Raw genomic sequence first — 19,232 nt, forward strand, 5'->3', positions numbered from 1 at the left:
ATAGAATAAATACTTATAAAATAAGAGATGTAAAAGTACAGTATTTTATTCCTGCTATGTGTGCCAACTTTAAGCCTTTAACTCTTGCCCAATTGCAGCAACTTCAGTTGCCTGTGGTCGGCTTTAGCTATGCCGATGAGGTTTATCCGGGTGGGACAATGCCATTGTTATTCAAATCACCGCAAGGTTTTGAGTGGCGTGAAGTCATGTTCGGTTTGGTTCCTAAATGGGCAGAAGATACGAACATAGCAAAACATACTTATAACGCTCGTCATGAAACAATTTTCCAAAAACCGAGTTTTCAAGAAGCTGCTCTTAAATGTAAGTTCGGTGTAATACCCGTGACGGAGTTTTATGAGAGTAAATATATAAATGATAAACCTGAGCGGTGGGGCGTACGCCGTAAAGATGGGCAGGCTTTTTTTATCGCAGCAATCTATGAAATTTGCAAAATGAATGAAACGATTGTCCGTTCTGCGAGTATGTTAACCATGGATGCGATTGATCACCCCATGATGAAAGACTTCCATGAACCGGGTGATGTTAAAAGATCAGTCATTGTGATTCCACATGACCGCTTAGATGAATGGTTAAGTTTAGAGACACCAGATATTTCCAGTTTTATTGAAGGTTTTCCTGTTGAGGAATTTGAATGTTTACATGTTCCTAAAGAGAAGATTATAAAACCTACACCTCAATTAAGTATGTTTGAATAACTGCATTGGAGTTAGGTTATTGGCTTAATTTTTAAGTCAATAACCTTTGATATTTAATCAATATTCTTACTTAAAGTTTGTACCTGCTCATCTTGCGCCAGATAAGCCAATTCAATCGGTGAGATTACAAAAGTTGAGTTATCTGAGGTTTGTTTAAAAACAAATCCATATTCAAAAGATTGCGTATTTTTACTTGGTAACCAAAATAAATAAGGACAGCCTGTATAACTGCCATCCCAACCCATTTCTTTAGCTAAGGCCAAAGCTGTATCGGATTTAGCAATAATTTCTTTAAGTGATTCTTTATCTCTTTGGGAGACATCACCATCATCATCTGCAAATGTTTGTAAAAACTCATTTAATGGAGTTAAGTCTTCCCAGTTATTTTCAATTGTTGAGAAGTGATATCCATATAGCATCATATTTAGTCTTCCATTTTGTTATTGTGCTATTGAACATAGCAAGAAATGCGTGAAAAAGAAATGGTTGAATTTACTTTAAGTTGTTTATTTTTCATAAGTTATAGCATATTTTCTATACAAAAATTAACTGAGCTTTCTCTTGAGTAATAAGCGTCTAATCAAGTTAAAATATAAAGATTCAGCTGTTGAAGGAATAATAGTGTTCTTAATAAAAAGTTAAGTCTTTTTGTAAGGATACTAGACTGTTGGTGAATATTGAATTTGTCATAATTCACTTATAATGAAAAGGAAAGTAAATAGAGCTTATTTATGTTTATAACAACAACTCGCCCCAATGATGCTTTAATTGAACAGTTACTACCAATCTTGGAAGAAGCTAGCCAAATCTTATTACAAGAATATCAAAATTATTCGGCTGGATATGAATTTACGATTCAAGAAAAACATGATGATTCACCTGTAACGCAAGCAGATTTAAAGGTAAATCGTTTTTTATTAAAGCATCTTGCAGAAATTACACCTGAGTTACCGGTTTTATCGGAAGAAAGTGACTATAGCGCTCGCCATGCTTGGTCTTCTTGCTGGATGCTAGATCCACTTGATGGTACGAAAGAGTTTATACATGAGCGAGATGAGTTCACGATAAACTTGAGTTTGATTGAAGGGCGTGAAACGATTTTTTCGGTGATTGTTGTGCCATGTGAGCAAGTTGTTTATTTAGGTTATTTAAAAGATTTACCTTTTAAATATAGCTTTAGCCAACAACAATGGTATCAATATCAAAAAACACCTTATTCAAAACAAGCTCCTGTACAAATTGGTTTAAGTCATAGTAGTAAAAATCCGAAATATCAGAAATTCATTGAACCTATTGAAAAGATTCGTACCGTAATTCGACGTGAAGCAGGCAGCGCTTATAAGTTTTGTATGATGTTAGAAGGAGAGATCGATATTTATCCTAGATTTCATCCGACATCAGAATGGGATACCAGCTCAGGTCAAGGATTATTAGAAAGTATAGGTGGAGGTTTACTCACTCTAACAGGTAAGCCCTTTGAATATAACCAGCGTGATACCGTATTAAATGGGGGCTTTATCGCATTTCGTGATCAGGAAAGCAAAAAAATAGCATTTGAAGCTTTAGCTCAATCAGGTGTTTTGGATTGAGAGTTATTGTAGACATGCTATAGTGGCAAAATATTGAGAAAAGATGACAAGATAAAAATGGCACTCGATTTATTGCCTAAAAGCATGTTTGAAGCAATTGATTTATTGCCTGATGCTTCGACCCCTGTAACCCTTTTTACACGTCACTCCTTAAGAGAGTTGGTAGATGGGCAAGGCTTGGCAGGATATGATCTTCAGCTTACACCGCAAGGACGTGAGCTTGCTCAGGAATGGGGTAGCTATTTAATTAAAAACACGGATCGTGTAATTCAACATTGCATTTCTAGCCCGATTCAACGTTGTGTAGACACTGCTGCACTTATGATTGAAGGAGCAGATGGAGTGAGCCCTGAGCCGAATACACATACAATTGAAATAGTTGAACAAGGTTTGTTGGTTGAACCTGGTAGCTTTGTACTGGATATTCAACAGGCGGCGCCTTATTTCCGTAAACAAGGGGCACTTGGTTTTATTAATAGTTTTGTGAACAATGCCTTGCCGGGTATGAAACATCCCATTACTGGGGTTTTAGATGTGTTGGAACTTATTTATCAGACTCATCCTAAAACAAAAAGTGGGCTGAGTTTAGCTGTTAGTCATGACACAATTATTGCTGCCATAGTTGCCGTAATTTCGGGTAATAATCAGATACAAAAAGCAGATTGGCCTGCCATGATGGAAGGGCTGTTTGTATGGTTTGAAGGTGATGAATTTCCAAATTGTAAATTAAAGTGGATTTGGAGAGGCAAAACTTACGAGTTAGATGTTTCTGAGTTTCATAAAGTACAGTAAACACAAAAACATAGACAATAAAAAAAGCCCTGTTGGGCTTTTTTTACATGCTTCAATTAGTTAGCTAAAGCTTTAACTTGAGCATTTAAACGGCTCTTATGACGAGCAGCTTTATTTTTGTGGATGATGCCTTTATCAGCCATGCGGTCGATTACAGGAACAGCTTTTTTGTAAGCTTCTGTAGCAACAGCATAATCACCACCAGCGATTGCACTTAAAGTACGTTTGATGTAAGTACGAACCATAGAACGCAAGCTTGCGTTGTGTTTACGCGCTTTAACGTTTTGGCGCGCACGTTTTTTAGCTTGAGCAGAGTTTGCCACTCTTGCACTCCTTGAAAATAAGTTGGTCTGGGCGGGCTGTGGTCAATCCAGTAAACTGGTGTAACCATCACCAGCCCGTAAACAAGTGCCATATTGTGATGAATCAATACCGTGAAGTCAAGCCTTGAGAGCATTTTAAGCGGTTTTAGGGGCTGCTAAAACCGTAAGAAAAGGTTAAATTTGATACAAACTTAAAGAGGGTTGGATAAAAAATGACTATAAGTACGAAAAAAGCAATTGTAGTAGGTGCTACAGGACTCGTTGGTTTAGCGCTTGTTGAACAACTTGAGCAAACACCAGAATTTGAGGCCATTACCGTTGTAGTAAGAAAAGAATCACAACTACTTAATACATATAAGAAAGTTACTCAGCTCGTTATAGACGATTTTTTATTGCTCAATGATGAAGATGTGAATGGTCATACTCATGCATTTAGTTGCTTAGGTACAACTTTAAAAATAGCGGGCTCAAAACAACGCTTTTATGCAGTTGATTATGAGATAAATGCCCACTTTGCAGACTTAATCCAAGATAAACATATTCATTTTTTAATTGTTAGTGCACTTGGGGCAAATGCTAATTCGCCAATTTTCTACAATAAAGTAAAAGGAGAGTTAGAAGATTATATTCAAAGTTTAGGAATCGAAAAATTATCTATTTTTAGACCTTCTCTATTGATTGGTAAGCGTAGCGATGTGCGTTTTATTGAAGATTTAGGACAAAGTCTATTTAAACTTATTGAAAATAAATGGAATAAGCCTTTCAAATATAAACCAGTCACGGCAGAGCAATTGGCTCATACCATGGTCGTAGCGGCATTAACGCAAATTGAAGCTTTTAAACGATATGATAATCTCAGCATACAACAAACTCGATAAGGGAGAATAAAAGTGTCGACAGTACCATTTGTGACATGTGATTTATTAGATGACAATCCGGAAAAAGATTTGCAAGTGGTCACACCATCAATGGACGGTAAGTTCTTTAAAAGTTATGGCGCACGTCAAACTTTTGGCGGACAAGTTGTGACTGTAAAGTGTTTTGAAGATAACTCGCGTGTAAAAGAGTTATTGGCTACAGATGGTACAGGGAAGGTATTGGTTGTGGATGGTGGTGCTTCAATGCGCTGTGCACTTATGGGAGATATGATTGCGGAATCAGCTGTTAAAAATAACTGGAATGGTGTGGTTATTTATGGCTGTGTACGTGATGTTGATGCACTTGCAACCTTAGATTTAGGTGTACATGCATTGGCTGCAATTCCGCAAAAAAGTAACCGTAAGGGCATTGGTGAAGTAGATATTCCTTTGTATTTTGGTGGAGTCACAATTCAATCTGGTGATTTTATCTATGCAGATAATAATGGAATTGTGATTGCTAAAGAAAAACTAGTCTAGCTCCACAATTAAAGGAATGCATAATGGTGAATCATCAAATTAAAGTACTGCAAGCATTAGCGTCTGCAATTGCTGAAGGTGGTAGAGGTGTTACAGGTACAGCATTTCCTAAACAGCCTGTTAGAGCTCTTAAACTTTATGAATTTGAGGGTTCACCATTTTGTCGCCGCGTTCGTGAAGTGATTACACTTTTAAATTTGGATGTCGAAATTTATCCATGCCCGAAAGGTGGATTAAAATATCGCTCCATAGTTAAAGAAATTGGCGGTAAATTACAGTTTCCTTTTTTTATTGATGAAAATACAGGTGACAAATTATACGAATCACAAGATATTATTCATCATTTATTTAAATACTATGGTAAGACAGGCCAAACTCCTGATAAGTTTTCAAATTATCCAAAAATGCCATATCTGGCGTTTGCCGGAACATTATTAAATGGTGCTCGTGGGGTCTGGATTAATAAAAAAATAGTAAATAGAGCTGCGCCTGAGCATAAACTTGAACTATGGAGCTTTGAAGCAAGTCCGTATTCAAGAGTAGTAAGAAGTGTATTAAGTGAGCTTGAGCTACCTTACATTTTACATAGTGTTGCCAAAGAAAGATGGCAAGATATGGGGCCTGCGATTCTTCGGTTAAAACCGGGCAAATATGAACCTTTAAAAGAGGGAAAGCGAGAAAAATTGTTGCCGGTCATGCAAGGTAAAATGCAAGTGCCTTATTTAGTGGACCCAAATACAGGTGTTAAAATGTTTGAATCTGCGGAAATTGTAAAGTACCTAAAAAAACAATATGGCAGTTAAAATATAAATGAGAAAAACACGCTAGAGCGCTAGAGATTGAGATAACTCAGTCTCTTTTAAGAAGCGACAACAATAAGAAATCATACGATAAAAACATGAATATGCTAAATTACTACCTTAAATTACCAAAATAAGGCCTGTTTTATGGAATGTATGAGAATTCAGCCTGTAACGAGTCATCCTGGAGAAAATGCTTTATTTATTGTATTAGGATTAGCTCAAGGTGATTCTGTTGTAGAAAAAGTAAAAGATTTTGCTGGTAAATTCTCAGCGTTAACCAGAAGTTTGTCTAACCGTTATCCTGAAACTAAATTTAATGCCATATTAGGTTTTAGCTCAAACGCGTGGGATATTTTATTTCCACAGCAAGCAAAGCCTCAAGAATTAGAAACATTTCAAGAAATCAAAGGCCCAAAATACACAGCCGTTTCAACACCCGGGGATTTATTCTTTCATATTCGTGCTGATCGACAAGCTTTATGTTATGAGTTAGGAAGTATCATCAATGAACAGTTAGGTAAAGTAACTTACCCAATTGATGAAGTGCATGGTTTTCGATATTTCGATGGGCGTGCGATTATTGGCTTTGTAGATGGAACAGAAAATCCTGAACCTGTAATTGCTGCACAATGGGCATTAGTGGGTAACGAAGATCCTGACTTTATTGGGGGAAGTTATGCATTTATCCAAAAATATACCCATGATATGGAAAAATGGCGTGCATTAAGTGATGATGAACAAGAAAAAGTTATCGGGCGTAAAAAGTTCAACGATATTGAGCTTGATGATGAGGAGAAACCTTTAACAGCACATAATGTAGTAAGTAAAGCGCATGATGCAGAAGGCAATGAACTAAAAATTATGCGTGCAAATATGCCTTTTTCGAATCCATCCAAAAATGAATATGGTACTTTTTTTATTGGTTACTCACGTAAATTTAGTACGACACGTCAAATGCTTGAAAATATGTTCTTAGGAAATGAGCAAGGTAATCTTGATCGATTACTTGACTTTAGTACTGCCCAAACAGGCACTCTATTTTTCGTACCGACAGTAGATTTTCTAGATGGCTTGGGTGATGAGTAGGCATTAAAAAATAAACTTAGATGGTAGAGGTGAGTAGATTACCTCTACTATATAAATTGAAATTAATATGATGTGATGAGATGTTTAAAAAATTAACCCAACTTTTTCAAGGTTCGAAAGAGACACCAGAACAAATTTATTTACAAGAGAATCAGCTCAGTTTTGATTCAGAGCGTGGTCCAGTTATTAAAAATGTCGTGATTAATGAAAAGTGGTCAGAGCACCTTGAATATTTTTCAAATCGTAAATTACAGAATTTTGATAACTTACCTAAGCTATTTCAAATTACACCACAAATTAATGAAAAGATTGATTTAGAGATTGCAACGCAACGATATGTGGAAAGGTTAGGTAATACACAAGAAAAGTTACTTGAGCTTAAAGCAATCATACAGGTATTAAACCAATATTATGTGATGTTTTTACGAGACAAATAACTTCAAATGATTGTTTAAGAACTATAAAAAAGTATCACAAAGTAGTAGCTTGATTGCAGAAAAATAACTCAATTCACTAAAAACATCATGCTACTATTAACCTCATATCTTTTTAGCTCATAAAAGCCATATACATGTTTCAACAAGAAATCTCTCAATTGAATTTGCAACAGCTCAAGGCCGGTGAAAAGCGTTGGGTGGGGTCATTATTAGGTTCATCAGCAGCTTTATTGCTTAAAGAAATTGCCACTCAACATTCTTCTTTATTGGTATTAGTTGCTAGAAACAACCAACATGTTGCTCAATTAGAAAGTGAACTTGAGTTTTATGGAGTTAAGCCGACAATTTTTCCGGATTGGGAAATTTTGCCTTATGACCGTTTATCTCCCCATCAAGATATTGTGTCAGAACGTCTTGCTATTTTATCTAATATGCCTCAGCAAGGCGTATTACTGATTTCAGCAAGTACCTTGGCTCAACGGGTTGCACCTTACTCATGGGTATTGGGAGAACACTTTGATATAAAAGTGGGTCAAAAATTTGATTTAGAACAACAAAAATTAAGGTTAGTTCAGGCGGGCTACCACTTAGTAGATACAGTTTATGACCATGGTGAGTTTGCTGTACGCGGCAGTATTATGGATATTTTTGCATCTGGGCAAGAATCTCCAATCCGCATAGATTTATTTGACGATGAAATTGATTCTTTAAAATTCTTTGACCCAGAAACTCAAAGAACAACAACCACGCTAAAAAGTTTTACGGTTTTACCCGCGAAAGAATTCCCTTTAAAAGAAGGACGTTCAGTTTTTAGAGACCGTTATTCTGAGTTTTTTCCTACTGCCAATCCTAAGAAAAATCCAATTTATCAGGACGTTTTAGATGGTATAGCATCGCCTGGTATTGAATTTTATTTACCGCTATTTTTTAATAAAGAACAAATGCAGTCACAAAGTATGTTTACAACATACTTACCAAAGAATTGCATTGTAATTACAACTAATGATATTGATACTGATTTAACGAGTTTCTGGAAAGAAGTTATGCGTCGTTATGAAGACCGACGCCATAATATGGATCAACCTATTCTTGCTCCAGAAGAGCTATTTATTTCTCCAAATCATCTGCTAAGTGCTCTAAACCAGTTTCCACGAATGCTTGTGAGCGCAGAAACTATTGAAGAAAAAGCTGGTGCACTTAATCTTAAAACTGAACAACCACCCAAGTTGCCAGTCGATCCGAAAAAAGAAAAACCATTTAGTGCCGTAAAAAAATATATTGATGAAGCAAATCATCCTGTTCTATTGGTTGCGGAAAGTGCAGGACGTCGTGAAAGCTTAAAAGATGCGTTGCGTTCAAGTTTAGGTGAGATTCCGAATGTAGAGAATTTTGAGCAATTCCAAATTAGTCAGTTTGCAATTGCTATTACTAATGCGCCTCTAGATCGTGGCTTACTTTTAACTGATCAATTAACGGTTATTTCAGAAAATCAGCTTTACGAGCACCGAGTTGTACAGCGTCGTCGCAAGCGTCAACAGGAAGTTTCCGAAGAGTTTCTGATTCGAAGCTTAACTGAGCTAAGCATTGGTGCTCCTGTTGTACATATCGATCATGGTGTGGGGCGTTATGCTGGCTTAATTACACTCGCGATTGAGGGACAAGACTATGAGTTCTTACAACTAGATTATGCCGAAGATGCAAAAGTCTATGTTCCAGTAACGAACTTGCATCTAATTAGCCGTTATAGTGGTGGCGACCCGGATTTAGCACCGTTACATAAAATCGGAACTGATGCTTGGAGTAAAGCTAAGCGTAAAGCATTAGAACAAATTCATGACGTTGCAGCTGAGCTTTTACATATTCAGGCACGTCGTCAGTCAAAACCTGGCTTTGCTTTTGAACTGGATCAGTCGCTCTATATGCAATTTGCAAGCGGTTTTGCGTATGAAGAAACCCTTGATCAGGCTAATGCAATTGAAGCCACGCTCTATGATATGCAGCAAGCAAAACCAATGGATAGGTTGGTGTGTGGTGATGTGGGTTTTGGGAAAACCGAGGTGGCCATGCGTGCAGCATTTGTCGCAGTACAAAATGGCAAACAGGTTGCTGTTTTAGTTCCTACGACTTTACTAGCTCAACAACATTATGAGTCTTTTAAAGACCGTTTTGCTGATTGGCCAGTACGTATTGAAGTGCTCTCACGTTTTGGTTCAAACAAAACACATTTGAAAAATATTGAAGACTTGGCAAATGGTAAAGTCGACATTGTGGTAGGTACACATAAGCTTCTACAAGAGAATGTTCAGTTTAAAGATTTAGGCTTAATGGTTGTAGACGAGGAGCATCGCTTTGGTGTGCGTGATAAGGAGCGTATCAAAGCTTTACGTGCCGATGTTGATATGTTGACACTTACAGCAACGCCAATTCCTCGTACGCTTAATATGGCTTTTTCGGGTATGCGTGATTTGTCGATTATTGCGACTCCGCCAGCCCGTCGATTAGCAGTAAAAACCTTTGTGCAAGAGCATACAGATGCTTCAATCAAGGAAGCGATTTTGCGTGAGTTACTTCGTGGTGGACAAGTTTATTTCTTACATAATGAAGTAGAGACCATTGAGCGAGCTGCCGAAAATATTCGTGTGCTTGTACCCGAAGCACGTGTAGCGGTAGCACATGGACAAATGCGTGAACGCGAACTTGAGCAAGTTATGCAGCAGTTCTATCACAAAGAATATAATGTGCTGGTGTGCTCAACCATTATTGAGACAGGTATCGATGTTCCAAATGCCAATACAATTTTGATTGAACGTGCGGATAAACTTGGTTTAGCGCAATTACACCAGTTACGTGGCCGTGTAGGTCGTTCGCATCACCAAGCATACGCGTATTTATTAGTACCTTCGATTAAACACTTAAAAGGTGATGCCGAAAAACGCCTTGATGCGATTCAACGTGCTTCGACATTAGGTGCAGGCTTTATGCTCGCTACGGAAGATTTGGAAATTCGTGGAGCAGGCGAATTGTTAGGCGAGCAACAAAGTGGCTCAATGCAGGCGATAGGATATAGCTTGTATATGGAAATGCTTGAGAAAGCGACTAAAGCAATTCAACAGGGTAAAACCCCGAATTTTGATGCTCCATTGTCGTTAACTGCCGAAATTAACTTACATATTCCTGCACTTATTCCAGATGATTATCTGGGTGATGTTCATCAACGTCTATTATTCTATAAACGTATTAGTAATACCGATACACAGGAAAAACTAGATAACATCCGTATGGAGCTTATTGACCGTTTCGGTATTCCACCGCAGTCGGTTAAGCACTTATTTAGCGTGCATCAAATCCGTTTGAAAGCAGAACATTTAGGTATTACGAAAATTGATATTAATACTCAAGGTGGAAATATTGAGTTTTCACCAGATACGCCAGTTCAGGCCATTAGTATTATTCAGTTAATGCAAAAAAATCCGACTTATTACCGTATGGAAGGCGGACAACGTTTGAAGGTGATGGTGCAGCTTGAAGAGTATGAAAAACGAATTCAATTTATCAATGATTTATTGCAAAAATTGATGAGTGAACTACATGCCTGAGACCTATTTTTCTAACCAGTGCTAGCTAATTAGGACATTTGTTTTGTTGTAATCGGATTTTATGCACTATTTATACCTTGAGATATGAATAAGTGCATAAAATCATTGTTATTTGTAAGCAAACGGGCTACTAATAATATTCACATCAAAACTGATGTGATAGTATTAGCCATTATTGTTTATTGTCATTTATAAAAGATATGTTTAGTTTGCATCCACAACTTGCTCAAGATACTTTTTTTGTAGGCGATTTCCCGCTTTCAACATGTCGTTTAATGAATGATATGCAATTTCCTTGGTTGATTTTAGTACCACGCGTACCAGGAATCACGGAACTATACGAATTGAGTCAAGCTGACCAAGAACAGTTTCTACGTGAATCAAGCTGGTTATCTAGCCAGTTATCTCGCGTTTTCCGTGCTGATAAAATGAATGTAGCAGCTTTAGGTAATATGGTGCCTCAATTGCATTTTCATCATGTTGTCCGCTATCAAAATGATGTAGCTTGGCCGAAACCTGTATGGGGTACACCAGCGGTGCCATATACAAGTGATGTTTTAGCTCATATGCGTCAGACTCTTATGCTTGCTCTACGTGGCCAAGGTGATATGCCTTTTGATTGGCGCATGGATTAAATCAATGTAATGCCACATATCAATGTGGCAACATTGAAATGTGGAGGATAGGGTGCAATTAGAGAGGTTTATAGATCGGGAACCTAAGCAGTTTGCATATTTTCATCGTTTGATGGGATATTCAATTCTGTCATTAATTTTAGTGATCTATGCCTTTACCTCACCGAATACTAATTATCAAATCTATATTCCTCCTTTTTTTCTTTTTTTACTTTTTGTCAGTTCTAAACTAGAACACTGGTTGCAGTACCAGTTTGATAAGAAAACTCAAAAAAGTGTTTTTTTTGCAATAGATGCGATTGTAGTGGCTGTTACTCTAGCAGGAGTGCACCTTAATCTCGTTCCAACATTTATTGCCCTTTTTGCATTATTTTACTCAGCAATTAATAGTCGTATTTCCTTTGCAGTTATTTGTTTAACGAGTCTGCTTGGGGCGATTATTTTTTATTTAAGTACATTTTTCCTATTTGGTTTTCATCCATATTTCGAAGCCACAAGCCAAGAATTAACAGTAATTACCTTACTTGGTTTGGTAATGTTTATCACTATCGGAAATTATTACCAACACCGCTGGGTTAAAAAAATTAGTCAGCAACGTCAGCATTATTATGACCAGATGACACGTTATATTGCTTTTGCTAATCAGTTAAGCCGCTATGCTCCATTACAATTATGGCAGTCGATTATGCGTGGGGAAGCTGAAGCAAAAATCGAATATAAACGTAAAAAAATGACCGTATTCTTTTCTGATATTCAGGGGTTCACCGAACTATCAGAAACTTTAATTCCTGATGACTTAGCTTTCTTGCTTAACGATTATTTAAGTCATATGACTGAAATTGCAAAGCAATATGAAGCGACGGTCGATAAATTTATGGGAGATGCGATTCTCATATTTTTTGGAGATCCGAATTCACAAGGGGTTGAGCAAGATGCCAAATCCTGTGTAGAAATGGCAATTGCTATGCGTCAGCAAATGAAGTTGTTGCGCGAACGATGGAAGAAAATGGGATATTCAGCCTTACATATCCGTATGGGTATTAGTACAGGTTATTGCCACGTAGGGAATTATGGTGCAACCCATCGTATGGCTTATACGATTGTAGGTCGTGACGTAAATTTAGCGGCACGTTTACAGTATGCTGCTGAAATTGATGAAATACTCATTTCTGATGATACTTATCAATTGATCAAAAGTGATTTTCTATGTGCGCCTAAGACCCCAATTTATTTAAAGGGTATTCAAGGGGCAGTAAAAACATGGCAAGTCATGGAAAAATACACAGGAAATAAATCAGATCATCAACAATGGTTTGATTATGAATATAAAGGTTTCCATTTAGTTTTAAATTTAGAAGAAGTACAAAACTACGAATACCCTGAGTTGGTTGAAGTGCTTGAAAAAATGATTCAGCGCATTAAAGTTCAACAAACTTTGGTTAATACTCAAGGTGTTGCTCAGCTTAGACTTGAGGATGAAGTTAAGCCTATAAATATCGATGAAGAACAAGATCAGGTATAAATTATATAAATAAAAAAGCTGCCTAAGCAGCTTTTTTTATTATTTATTAATGATTTTCCGAAGCGTGGTTAATTGTGTATTTCGGAATCTCAATTTCAAGATCTTCATCTACAACTTTAACCTGACATGAAAGACGTGAGTCAGGCTCCAACCCCCAAGCACGGTCTAGAAGATCGGCTTCAACATCATTCATTTCTTCTAAGCTATCAAAGCCTTTACGAACGATCACATGACAAGTTGTACATGCACAAGACATATCACAAGCATGTTCAATTTTGATTCCTTTGTTGAGCAAACTTTGGCAAAGATTTGCATTTTGTTCAACCTCAAATTCTGCTCCTTCTGGGCAAAATTGAGCGTGAGGAAGTACTTTAATACGTGGCATATTGATCACCTATACCTTTTAATTTGATTTTGACCAATCATCGAGCTTCGTGCCTTTTAAGGCATGGTCAATATGTCGATTCATCCGTAGTGCTGCAAAAGCATCACTATGTACTTTAAGTTGTTGAACTGCGTGCTCAATTGCTTGAATATCACTGCCTTCAAGCTGAGCTTTTAATGATTCCTTAGCAGAGTTGAGTGCGTCAAGCTGCTTTTCATCAAGTAAATCCGCATCTACTTTTAATGCTTGCTCAAGAGCCTCAAGCTCACGTTCTGCTTCAACTTTAGTTTCTTTTAAATGACGAAGATTTTTGTCCTCTTCGGCATGTTGGAAACCTTCAATTAATAAGCGTTCCGTATCTGCCTCAGATAAACCATAAGATGGTTTGATATCGATATGAGCTTGCACGCCAGAAGTTGCTTCACGAGCAGAAACGGTGAGTAAGCCATCTGCATCAACTTGGAAAGTGACTTCAATACGAGCTTGGCCTGCAGTCATTGGTGGAATGCCATGAAGTACAAATCTACCTAATGAACGGCAATGTTCAACTAAATCACGTTCGCCCTGAACTACATGAATTAACATAGCAGTTTGACCATCTTGATAAGTGGTGAACTCTTGACGACGTGCAACAGGAATAGCTGTATTACGAGATATCAGGCGCTCAACGAGTCCTCCCATAGTCTCTAGACCAAGAGAAAGAGGAGTTACATCTAAAAGAAGAGAGCCATCTTGGCTATTACCAATTAACTGGTTGGCTGTAATAGAAGCGCCAATTGCCACTACTTCATCCGGATTGATCGTGCAAAGAGGTTCTTGGGCAAAAACTTCCCGTACTGCTTTTTGAACAGCATAAGAGCGCGTAGAACCACCTACCAAAACAACATTTTGGATATCAGTTAACTCAAGTTTTGCATCACGCAGTACACGCTTACAAACACTAATCGTTTTATCTAATGCTACTTGAATAATGCTTTCAAATGTAGGGCGATCTAGTGTGAGAGTTGCTTCGAGTAACTTTAATTCAACTGAATCTTGAGTTGATAATTGTTCTTTAGCTTGACGTGCTGCCACAATAAATACGGCATAATCTTCATCGCTTAATACATCAATATTAAGCTGTTTTTTAGCCCATTTTACGATTAGACGGTCTAAGTCATCACCACCTAAAGCAGTGTGACCGCCAGTCGCTAAAACTTCAAATACGCCTTGTGAAAAACGTAAGATAGATACGTCAAAAGTACCGCCACCCAAGTCATAAATTACATAATTACGGTCGGTCGCTAAATTACTTTCTTGATCTAATCCATAAGCTACAGCGGCAGCTGTAGGCTCATTTAATAAACGTAATACATTTAAACCGGCAAGTTGAGCTGCATCGCGAGTTGCTTGACGCTGAGCTTCATCGAAATATGCAGGAACGGTAATTACTGCTCCATTAACAGGATTTTGTAAGCTGTCTTCAGCGCGATCTTTTAATTGTTTTAAAATTTCAGCTGAGATTTCTACTGGTGTTTTACGTCCAGCACGGGTTTCAAAAGCAGGCATTTCATTTTCTGAGCCTACTAACTCATAAGGGTGTTGAAATTTAATATCTGCCTTTGAACGGCCCATAAATCGTTTAACAGAAACAATTGTATTTTTTGGATCTGCAATGATAAACGGTTTAGCTTCTTCACCATAATGAGTTGTATTGTCCCCATAATGAACGATAGAAGGAAGTAATCTTCTATTTTGAACATCATTGAGTACTTTAGGTTTGCCTGATAACACTGTCGCAACTAATGAGTGTGTTGTTCCTAGGTCAATACCAATCGCAATGCGATGTTGGTGTGGGGCACTGGATTGACCCGGTTCAGCAATTTGCAAAAGTGCCATGAGTTAAATCCCTTGAAAATAAAGTAGAGAAAGCAAAATTAAAAATCGTCGTCTAAATCAAAACTGTCTTCATCATCTAACAGTTGATCTTCTGCTTTATCAATATCGTTTAAAACACGTTGAAAGAAACGTAACTTACGTACGGTATCACGTGCTTCTGCCCAATCTTCTTCACTGTAATCAATTTTGAATTCACGGACTAAACCATCAATCCATTGTTGTACTTCTAATCTTAAAGTACGTAAATGTTCAGATGATGTCGCTTCATCAAGTTGTTCACGAAGTTCTAAAGCGGATTGTAGAAATTCGAAATCACTAATAGATTGATCAAGATGATGATCTTGCTTTTTAAGAGCTAAAAGATAAGCAGCGCGGCTATCAACTTGAGAAAGCGTTTTAAAAGCTTGATTGATTTCACTTGATTTGATCAATGCTTGATCTTTATCTGCGGCTTTATCTGGATGATATTGTTGTTGCAAACTTAAGAAATTTGATTTCAAGCTTGCCAAATCGATATCGAGTGCCACAGGTAAATTGAACAACTCAAAATGATTCATTAGAAATGAGGTCCACATTAATTAAATACATTAAAACAGTGCTGTTAAAAGGCACTGTTTTAATAAGAAAAAGGAAAGGAGAGGATTAAACAGTGAATGACTCACCACAACCACATTCACCCTTTTTATTAGGATTGTTAAATTCGAACCCTTCATTAAGGCCATTTTTAACATAGTCCATTTCTAAGCCGTCTAAGTAAACTAAGCTTTTAGGATCTACAAAAACCTTAACGCCGAATTGTTCGAAAATTTGATCATGTTCATCGATATCATCTACAAATTCGAGAACATAAGCCAACCCAGAACAACCAGAAGTTTTCACACCAACGCGAATGCCTTCACCCTTACCTCGGTTTTTAAGGTAATTGCTAATATGAGACGCAGCATTTTCAGTTAAATGAATCATGAAAACTCCAACGTTTATAATGGTAACAAATTAAGCTTTTGATTTTTTACTACGATAATCTTCAATCGCAGCTTTAATTGCATCTTCAGCTAATACAGAACAGTGAACTTTTACTGGCGGAAGAGCTAGCTCAGTTGCAATATCAATGTTTTTGATTGCTTGAGCTTCATCAAGAGTCTTGCCTTTTAACCATTCTGTTACAAGTGAACTTGATGCAATTGCAGAACCGCAACCATAAGTCTTGAAACGTGCTTCTTCGATTACACCGTTGTCATTTACTTGAATCTGTAAACGCATTACGTCGCCACATGCAGGTGCACCCACCATACCTGTACCAACATTCTCAGAGTTTTTGTCTAAAACACCAACATTACGTGGATTTTCGTAATGATCAATTACCTTTTCGCTATAAGCCATTTCGCTTCTCCAAACCTCGGGGTCAGCCTAATATTAATATGAGGGTTAAAACACTAATTTCAATAATTAGTGTTCTGCCCATTCAACTGTAGAAAGATCGATACCTTCTTTGTACATATCCCAAAGCGGAGAAAGTTCACGTAATTTCTCAACAGCGGCTTTGGTAATTGTAAGCACGTGGTCAATATCTTCTTCAGTCGTGTATTTACCAAAACTAAAGCGAATTGAGCTGTGTGCTAGCTCATCAGATAAACCTAATGCGCGAAGAACATATGAAGGCTCTAAAGTAGCAGAAGTACAAGCAGAACCACTTGATACAGCAGCGTCTTTAAGCGACATCATTAAAGATTCACCTTCAACAAAGTTGAAGCTGACATTTAAATAGTTAGCAACGTTTTGAGTTGGGTGGCCATTTAAGAACACTTGTTCAAGGTCTTGTAAACCGTTCCAAAGTTTGTCACGAAGTTTACGAATACGTTCTTGTTCTGCATGCATTGTTTTGCCTGCAAGTTCAAAAGCTTCACCCATACCAACAATTTGGTGAGTCGCTAAAGTACCAGAACGCATACCACGTTCATGTCCACCGCCATGAATTTGTGCTTTTAGACGAACACGTGGGCTACGACGTACATATAATGCGCCGATACCTTTTGGACCATAAATTTTATGAGCAGAGAAACTCATTAGGTCAATTTTCATTGTAGATAAGTCGATATCGACTTTACCAGCTGCTTGTGCTGCATCTACATGGAAAAACGTTTTATTTGCACGTGTTAATTCACCGATCGCTGCTACATCTGTAACTGTACCAATTTCATTGTTTACCATCATAAGAGAAACAAGAATAGTATCTGGGCGAAGGGCAGCCTTAACCATTTCAGGAGTAATTAAACCTGTTTGTGGTTCTGGCTCTAAATAAGTGATTTCAAAACCTTGTTCTTCCAATTCACGGCAAGGATCTAGAACAGCTTTATGTTCAATTTTACTTGTAATGATATGTTTGCCTTTAGATGCATAGAATTGAGCAACACCTTTAAGAGCAAGGTTGTCTGATTCAGTTGCACCAGAAGTCCAAACGATTTCACGTGGGTCAGCTTTAATTAAGTTTGCGACTTGCTCACGTGCATATTCAACTTTTTCTTCTGCCTGCCAGCCATAAGCGTGGGAACGAGATGCAGCATTACCAAAGGTACCGTCGAAAGTTAAACACTCCATCATACGTTCTGCAACTTGCGGATCTACTGGAGTGGTTGCTGCGTAATCAAGATAAATTGGACGTTTCATATCAAATACCTGTACCCGATAAAAGAGCTGAATCTGTGCCAGTTACATTTTGGCGTAATGCAACAGTTTGAACGTTGTCTCGGCTAATGAGGTTGGCAAGAGTGATTTTAGCTAAATAGTCGGCAATATGATGAGAGAGTTCTTGCCATAAATCGTGAGTAAGACACATTGCACCATTTTGGCAGTTGCCTTTATGGTCACAACGCGTTGCATCAACGGTTTCATTTACGGCTTCAATGATTTCTAACACAGTAATTTCATCAGCGTTTCGAGCCAAATGATAACCACCATTTGCACCGCGAACACTAGAAACTAACCCATGACGCTTAAGTTTTGCGAACAACTGCTCTAAATAAGCAACTGAAATAGATTGACGTGCGGCAATTTCGGCGAGCGTGATCGTTTGTTCAGTTGGCTGCAAAGCTAAATCAAGTAGAGCAGTCACTGCGTAGCGACCGCGAGTTGTAAGGCGCATGATTCGATACACATGTTAAGACTAGATAATAGGATTTTATGAATCCCGACTAAAATAGTCAAGTTTTTTTATTTTTAATTCAGGTGCAGGATCAAGTTAGAAAAAATAAGTTAAGCTACCCACAAATTATATATGAAATAAACAATAAATATTAGGCTAATTATACCAAAGCACAAGTTAATGTTCCGTTGGCGCTGTTGTAAACGTGCAATTCGGTTTTGATACTGTTTAATTTCGACATGCAACGAATTTATTTCTGAGCGTTGTTGGTCGATTTTTTCAAGTAATGGAGCAATTTTTTTGCGAGAGGCTAGGGCTTCGGCTTCATCATCTGGTGCGTTGAACCACTGTTTCCAGTCTGCTAGAAGCTTAGGTAAAGTGAGATGCGAAATTAAATCGATAAGTTCTTTTTTAGTCTCTGCATCCCCATCAATTCGCATGTTATTCAGGCTACGTTGATTTGAAAAAACAAAAATTTTGATAAGGTCAACGAGAGTACTATTAATTTCTAAATCAATCCGACGGTCATATGAGTGAATATCAAATAGCAATCCTTTTTCCGTAAACTGCACATAGAAGTCGAAAAATGGCAAATAGCTATTAATACGGATTGTTATTTTATTGGCGATAAACTTTTTCGCTTGCAAGCGAAGAACACCATCGTGGGTGAGAATAAATGAGAAAAAAGTTTCTAAAATAATTAGAACAATATTCAGCAACAGACGTGGATGTTTTTGTCTTTGTTGCGTTTCACTCATAAAAGTTTATCCTTAAATATTAGAGATTAATTGAGAGAATGAGACATCCTATCTCAAACTTAACACAATGTCCTGTTAAATATATTTACATGACATGATTGTTTTGTAGAACAGTTTCATAAATGTATCAAGTCTTGACTTTGTTATTATAAGAATATTTTGTGGTTAAATAACAC

General features: G+C 37.5%; 21 protein-coding genes. 11 read left to right on the top strand and 10 right to left on the bottom strand.

Annotated features, from left to right (window positions below):
* The first annotated feature begins 56 nt into the window (after positions 1-56).
* Positions 57-716: an SOS response-associated peptidase family protein gene (locus tag EG365_RS16875; protein ID WP_000332555.1), complete on the top strand. Its 660-nt coding sequence runs from the start codon at positions 57-59 to the stop codon at positions 714-716.
* A 53-nt stretch (positions 717-769) separates the two neighbouring features.
* Here the strand turns inward: EG365_RS16875 and EG365_RS16880 are convergent, their stop codons facing one another.
* Positions 770-1,138 carry a hypothetical protein gene (locus tag EG365_RS16880; protein WP_000979740.1) on the bottom strand — a complete coding sequence of 123 codons (369 nt, stop codon included), beginning with the start codon at positions 1,136-1,138 and terminating at the stop codon, positions 770-772.
* 309 nt (positions 1,139-1,447) lie between these two features.
* Between EG365_RS16880 and EG365_RS16885 the strand changes: the two genes are divergently transcribed.
* The gene (locus EG365_RS16885; protein WP_000471057.1) at positions 1,448-2,305 is read left to right on the top strand and encodes a 3'(2'),5'-bisphosphate nucleotidase CysQ family protein; all 858 of its coding nucleotides are present in this window, start codon (positions 1,448-1,450) and stop codon (positions 2,303-2,305) included.
* Positions 2,306-2,362: 57 nt separating this feature from the next.
* Entirely contained in the window at positions 2,363-3,097 is a 735-nt protein-coding gene (locus EG365_RS16890; RefSeq protein WP_001162376.1) for a histidine phosphatase family protein, read from the top strand.
* A 56-nt stretch (positions 3,098-3,153) separates the two neighbouring features.
* On the opposite strand, the gene rpsT is transcribed toward EG365_RS16890, so the two are convergent.
* Positions 3,154-3,420: a 30S ribosomal protein S20 gene (rpsT, locus tag EG365_RS16895; RefSeq protein ID WP_000013652.1), complete on the bottom strand. Its 267-nt coding sequence runs from the start codon at positions 3,418-3,420 to the stop codon at positions 3,154-3,156.
* Positions 3,421-3,632: 212 nt separating this feature from the next.
* On the opposite strand from rpsT, the gene EG365_RS16900 reads away from it, so the two are divergent.
* The 8 genes from EG365_RS16900 (at position 3,633) to EG365_RS16935 (ending at position 12,896) form a co-directional block, all read left to right on the top strand.
* On the top strand, positions 3,633-4,298 hold the full coding sequence (locus EG365_RS16900; RefSeq protein WP_000156080.1) for an NAD(P)H-binding protein: 666 nt from the start codon (positions 3,633-3,635) through the stop codon (positions 4,296-4,298).
* A 12-nt stretch (positions 4,299-4,310) separates the two neighbouring features.
* Positions 4,311-4,817 carry a ribonuclease E activity regulator RraA gene (gene rraA / locus EG365_RS16905; protein WP_000108826.1) on the top strand — a complete coding sequence of 169 codons (507 nt, stop codon included), beginning with the start codon at positions 4,311-4,313 and terminating at the stop codon, positions 4,815-4,817.
* Between the two features lie 20 nt (positions 4,818-4,837).
* Positions 4,838-5,620 (top strand): glutathione S-transferase N-terminal domain-containing protein, encoded by a 783-nt coding sequence (locus tag EG365_RS16910; protein ID WP_085916949.1) that lies wholly within the window; start codon positions 4,838-4,840, stop codon positions 5,618-5,620.
* A 153-nt stretch (positions 5,621-5,773) separates the two neighbouring features.
* Positions 5,774-6,706: a Dyp-type peroxidase gene (locus EG365_RS16915; protein WP_001222566.1), complete on the top strand. Its 933-nt coding sequence runs from the start codon at positions 5,774-5,776 to the stop codon at positions 6,704-6,706.
* An 80-nt stretch (positions 6,707-6,786) separates the two neighbouring features.
* Positions 6,787-7,143, top strand: coding sequence for a hypothetical protein (locus EG365_RS16920; RefSeq protein ID WP_000473802.1), 357 nt, complete (start codon positions 6,787-6,789; stop codon positions 7,141-7,143).
* Between the two features lie 134 nt (positions 7,144-7,277).
* Positions 7,278-10,739: a transcription-repair coupling factor gene (mfd, locus tag EG365_RS16925; RefSeq protein ID WP_000487587.1), complete on the top strand. Its 3,462-nt coding sequence runs from the start codon at positions 7,278-7,280 to the stop codon at positions 10,737-10,739.
* A gap of 200 nt (positions 10,740-10,939) precedes the next feature.
* Positions 10,940-11,374: an HIT domain-containing protein gene (locus EG365_RS16930; RefSeq protein WP_000492048.1), complete on the top strand. Its 435-nt coding sequence runs from the start codon at positions 10,940-10,942 to the stop codon at positions 11,372-11,374.
* Between the two features lie 52 nt (positions 11,375-11,426).
* On the top strand, positions 11,427-12,896 hold the full coding sequence (locus tag EG365_RS16935) for an adenylate/guanylate cyclase domain-containing protein (RefSeq protein ID WP_001175670.1): 1,470 nt from the start codon (positions 11,427-11,429) through the stop codon (positions 12,894-12,896).
* A 46-nt stretch (positions 12,897-12,942) separates the two neighbouring features.
* Here the strand turns inward: EG365_RS16935 and fdx are convergent, their stop codons facing one another.
* From fdx to EG365_RS16975, 8 genes are all read right to left on the bottom strand, one after another.
* On the bottom strand, positions 12,943-13,281 hold the full coding sequence (gene fdx, locus EG365_RS16940; RefSeq protein ID WP_001137383.1) for an ISC system 2Fe-2S type ferredoxin: 339 nt from the start codon (positions 13,279-13,281) through the stop codon (positions 12,943-12,945).
* An 18-nt stretch (positions 13,282-13,299) separates the two neighbouring features.
* Complete coding sequence (gene hscA / locus EG365_RS16945) at positions 13,300-15,159, bottom strand: Fe-S protein assembly chaperone HscA (protein ID WP_001196572.1); 1,860 nt, start codon at positions 15,157-15,159, stop codon at positions 13,300-13,302.
* A gap of 38 nt (positions 15,160-15,197) precedes the next feature.
* Positions 15,198-15,716, bottom strand: coding sequence for a Fe-S protein assembly co-chaperone HscB (gene hscB / locus EG365_RS16950; protein WP_001015254.1), 519 nt, complete (start codon positions 15,714-15,716; stop codon positions 15,198-15,200).
* An 85-nt stretch (positions 15,717-15,801) separates the two neighbouring features.
* On the bottom strand, positions 15,802-16,122 hold the full coding sequence (gene iscA, locus EG365_RS16955) for an iron-sulfur cluster assembly protein IscA (protein WP_000581594.1): 321 nt from the start codon (positions 16,120-16,122) through the stop codon (positions 15,802-15,804).
* A 30-nt stretch (positions 16,123-16,152) separates the two neighbouring features.
* Complete coding sequence (gene iscU, locus EG365_RS16960) at positions 16,153-16,539, bottom strand: Fe-S cluster assembly scaffold IscU (RefSeq protein WP_000331712.1); 387 nt, start codon at positions 16,537-16,539, stop codon at positions 16,153-16,155.
* 66 nt (positions 16,540-16,605) lie between these two features.
* Positions 16,606-17,823: an IscS subfamily cysteine desulfurase gene (locus EG365_RS16965; RefSeq protein ID WP_000828390.1), complete on the bottom strand. Its 1,218-nt coding sequence runs from the start codon at positions 17,821-17,823 to the stop codon at positions 16,606-16,608.
* Position 17,824: 1 nt separating this feature from the next.
* Entirely contained in the window at positions 17,825-18,298 is a 474-nt protein-coding gene (locus tag EG365_RS16970; RefSeq protein ID WP_001241480.1) for an Rrf2 family transcriptional regulator, read from the bottom strand.
* A 110-nt stretch (positions 18,299-18,408) separates the two neighbouring features.
* On the bottom strand, positions 18,409-19,056 hold the full coding sequence (locus EG365_RS16975; protein WP_000005343.1) for a hypothetical protein: 648 nt from the start codon (positions 19,054-19,056) through the stop codon (positions 18,409-18,411).
* Positions 19,057-19,232: the final 176 nt, after the last annotated feature.

Source organism: Acinetobacter sp. FDAARGOS_494 (genome assembly GCF_003812225.1).
GTDB lineage: Bacteria > Pseudomonadota > Gammaproteobacteria > Pseudomonadales > Moraxellaceae > Acinetobacter > Acinetobacter baumannii.

Coding starts and splice junctions, on each gene's coding strand:
- EG365_RS16875 (WP_000332555.1), top strand. CDS start 57: ATGTGTGCCAACTTTAAGCCTTTAACTCTTGCCCAATTGCAGCAACTT.
- EG365_RS16880 (WP_000979740.1), bottom strand. CDS start 1,138: ATGATGCTATATGGATATCACTTCTCAACAATTGAAAATAACTGGGAA.
- EG365_RS16885 (WP_000471057.1), top strand. CDS start 1,448: ATGTTTATAACAACAACTCGCCCCAATGATGCTTTAATTGAACAGTTA.
- EG365_RS16890 (WP_001162376.1), top strand. CDS start 2,363: ATGGCACTCGATTTATTGCCTAAAAGCATGTTTGAAGCAATTGATTTA.
- EG365_RS16900 (WP_000156080.1), top strand. CDS start 3,633: ATGACTATAAGTACGAAAAAAGCAATTGTAGTAGGTGCTACAGGACTC.
- EG365_RS16915 (WP_001222566.1), top strand. CDS start 5,774: ATGAGAATTCAGCCTGTAACGAGTCATCCTGGAGAAAATGCTTTATTT.
- EG365_RS16920 (WP_000473802.1), top strand. CDS start 6,787: ATGTTTAAAAAATTAACCCAACTTTTTCAAGGTTCGAAAGAGACACCA.
- mfd (WP_000487587.1), top strand. CDS start 7,278: ATGTTTCAACAAGAAATCTCTCAATTGAATTTGCAACAGCTCAAGGCC.
- EG365_RS16930 (WP_000492048.1), top strand. CDS start 10,940: ATGTTTAGTTTGCATCCACAACTTGCTCAAGATACTTTTTTTGTAGGC.
- fdx (WP_001137383.1), bottom strand. CDS start 13,281: ATGCCACGTATTAAAGTACTTCCTCACGCTCAATTTTGCCCAGAAGGA.
- hscA (WP_001196572.1), bottom strand. CDS start 15,159: ATGGCACTTTTGCAAATTGCTGAACCGGGTCAATCCAGTGCCCCACAC.
- hscB (WP_001015254.1), bottom strand. CDS start 15,716: ATGAATCATTTTGAGTTGTTCAATTTACCTGTGGCACTCGATATCGAT.
- iscA (WP_000581594.1), bottom strand. CDS start 16,122: ATGATTCATTTAACTGAAAATGCTGCGTCTCATATTAGCAATTACCTT.
- iscU (WP_000331712.1), bottom strand. CDS start 16,539: ATGGCTTATAGCGAAAAGGTAATTGATCATTACGAAAATCCACGTAAT.
- EG365_RS16965 (WP_000828390.1), bottom strand. CDS start 17,823: ATGAAACGTCCAATTTATCTTGATTACGCAGCAACCACTCCAGTAGAT.
- EG365_RS16970 (WP_001241480.1), bottom strand. CDS start 18,298: ATGCGCCTTACAACTCGCGGTCGCTACGCAGTGACTGCTCTACTTGAT.
- EG365_RS16975 (WP_000005343.1), bottom strand. CDS start 19,056: ATGAGTGAAACGCAACAAAGACAAAAACATCCACGTCTGTTGCTGAAT.